We start from the raw sequence: 2,618 nt of genomic DNA, 5'->3' as shown, positions 1-2,618 counted from the left end.
AGTCATCATGAGCAAGACCGTCATTACCAGCGACAAAGCCCCTGCCGCTATCGGCACCTACTCGCAAGCGATCAAGGCCGGCAACACCGTATACATGTCGGGCCAGATCCCGCTGGACCCAAAGACCATGGAACTGGTCGAAGGCTTCGAAGCCCAGACCGTGCAAGTGTTCGAGAACCTCAAGTCCGTGGCTGAAGCTGCAGGCGGTTCGTTCAAGGACATCGTCAAGCTGAACATCTTCCTTACCGACCTGAGCCACTTTGCCAAGGTCAACGAGGTGATGGGCCGCTACTTCGAGCAGCCGTACCCGGCCCGCGCCGCCATCGGCGTTGCCGCACTGCCAAAAGGCGCCCAGGTCGAAATGGACGCCATCCTGGTCATCGAATGATGCCTCGGGTGACGGGCGCCCTGCCCGTCACCCTCCCTTCTCTGCAAGGTTTCCCCGTCATGCGTCAAGCACTGCCCCTCGCGCTGGCAGCCCTGCTACTGGGCGGCTGCGCCAGCCACAAACCTGAAGATTTCAACGGCACCTGGATCAACCAGGACGCCATCAAAGCCGCCGTCAAAGGCAACAGCCTGCGCCAGGCCCTGAACCAGCATGGCCCGGTATTCGAATGGAAGCTCGACGTCGCCAACCACCAGGCCAGCTTCAGCAATGGTTTCGAGGCTGCCGACGGCCAGCTGAGCGCGGTTGAAAAACAGCTGCAGGCCACTTTCCTTGGTGGCCAGACCGAGCAGCTGGAGCTCGATGGTGACGAACTGCTGACCAGCGACCAGAGCGGCAGCAAACAGGCATTCGTCCGCGTGACGAACCCCGTCGCGGGCAACGCGCCATTGGGCAGCAGCTTTGAAAAAGCGCTGTACCAGGCTTACCTGGGTGGGGAATGGAAAATTCTCGAAGGCCAGGGTCAAGGCGCGAAAGTGCGCTTCGGCGATACCGGTAGCGTGACCGGCCTGCCAGGCCCGGACCGCTTCGCCCTGTGCCTGGCCGGCGATTGCGCGACCATGGGTGGCAGCAACGACAGCCTGTGGCTGGAGCGCAACCAGCGTGGTGCGCCGTTCATCATCAAGCGCGATGGCGACAAGCTGGAGATATTCCAGGCAGTGAACCGTGCGCAGTCGGATGAAATGCCGCAACTGGCGGCGGGTTCGCGTCAGTGGGTGCTGGAGAAGGACTGAAAGCGACTGAACTCGCGCGTGGACCTTATCGGCCTCTTCGCGGGTGAACCCGCTCCCACAGGGATAGCACCGCGCTCACCGGCGGTGCAGTTCCTGTGGGAGCGGGTTCACCCGCGAAGAGGCCGGCAGTCTCAGCGCACGCCTTTCAGGATCGCCGCATAGCCTTCCTTGTAACTCGGATACACCGGCGCCCAGCCCAATGCCCGCGCGCGGGCGTTGCTGCAGCGCTTGCTGCCGGTACGCCGCACCCGCTGCTCATCGGACCACTCTGTGACCCCCATATACCCACGCAGCCAGGCCACTACATCGGCCAGCGGCGCCGAGTCGTCGTCGACACCGATGTAATAGTCGTCCAACACCTTGCCGTCGGCGTCGGCCTGCAGCAGGAACGCCAGCAGGCTGGCGGCATCCTCGGCATGGATGCGGTTGCCATAGAGGGGCGGCTCATCGGCCACGCGGTAGCCTTGGCGCACCTGGCTCAGCAGCCACTCACGGCCGGGGCCATAGATGCCGGTCAGGCGCACCACGCTCGCCGGCATACCGCTGGCCAGCGCCAGCTGCTCGGCCTCAAGCATAACCCGCCCGGAATAGCCTTCAGGCTCGGTGGCCGCGCTTTCCTCGATCCATTCCCCGTCTTTTTGCGCATACACGCTGCTGCTGGAAACGAACAGCAGGCGACGCGGGCGCTGGCCACGTTCGGCCAGCCAGGCCAGCACATGGCGCAGGCCGTCGACATAGGCCGCCTGGTAACCCGCCTCGTCGTGCTGGCTGGCCGCCACGCAATACACCAGGTAGTCCGGCGCGCGCTGCGGCCAGGCTGGCGGAATCGATGCGTCGGCAAGGTCTGCGGCAACCGGCACGACACCTGCGGGCAGCTGCGCGACCGCGCGACGCAGGCCGCTTACCTGCCAGCCGCGGGCCAGCAATTGCCGGGCAAGACGCCCACCTACATCACCACATCCCACCACCATTACGGAAAGGTCTGACATCTCTAAACTCCCTAGACCAGTTGATCAGCCCAGCCACGCTACACGATGGGCGGCTAGACCATAGGCGAAAAAAGCAACAAGATTACTTTTGTTAACAAGAATTACTTGCAATAATGGCCGCCAATTTGTTCTCGGCCAATCTCGAGGCCTTGGAGAACGTTCACTTTTTTCTTCATCAGGTCCGGCCAGCATGACACGTATTCAACCTTCCGCTTCGCCAACCCCGTCGCGCGCCTGGCGCGCCATCGCCGCGCTGACCCTCAGCCTGGTGCTGGCCCCGGTAGCCATGGCCGATGAGCCAACCGCCAACAGCACCACCCCTGCCGCCGCCTCTGCCCCAGCTGCACCTGCAGCGGCACCGGCTGCCGATACCCAGGCGCCAGCTGGCGACGCCTCTGTCAAACCGGCTGATGCGCCAGCTGCAGTGGACCCGAGCGTTGAAGCCCTGGT

3 protein-coding genes and 1 pseudogene are annotated in these 2,618 nt (G+C 63.7%); 3 read left to right on the top strand and 1 reads right to left on the bottom strand.

Annotated features, from left to right (window positions below; genetic code table 11):
• Positions 1-7 precede the first annotated feature (7 nt).
• Positions 8-388 (top strand): RidA family protein, encoded by a 381-nt coding sequence (locus tag HP546_RS28990; protein ID WP_016489827.1) that lies wholly within the window; start codon positions 8-10, stop codon positions 386-388.
• Positions 389-447: 59 nt separating this feature from the next.
• The gene (locus tag HP546_RS28985) at positions 448-1,179 is read left to right on the top strand and encodes a hypothetical protein (RefSeq protein WP_172232929.1); all 732 of its coding nucleotides are present in this window, start codon (positions 448-450) and stop codon (positions 1,177-1,179) included.
• A gap of 131 nt (positions 1,180-1,310) precedes the next feature.
• On the opposite strand, the gene HP546_RS28980 is transcribed toward HP546_RS28985, so the two are convergent.
• A complete protein-coding gene (locus tag HP546_RS28980) occupies positions 1,311-2,168 on the bottom strand; it encodes an NAD-dependent epimerase/dehydratase family protein (protein ID WP_172232926.1) in 858 nt (285 codons plus the stop codon).
• A 190-nt stretch (positions 2,169-2,358) separates the two neighbouring features.
• On the opposite strand from HP546_RS28980, the pseudogene HP546_RS28975 reads away from it, so the two are divergent.
• Positions 2,359-2,618, top strand: a pseudogene (locus HP546_RS28975) (tonB-system energizer ExbB); the annotation flags it as partial.

The organism is Pseudomonas sp. CM25 (assembly GCF_013179705.1).
Classification (GTDB): Bacteria; Pseudomonadota; Gammaproteobacteria; order Pseudomonadales; family Pseudomonadaceae; genus Aquipseudomonas.
Note: the sequence above shows the minus strand (reverse complement) of the source record. Positions and strands in the feature narration are given on the sequence as shown.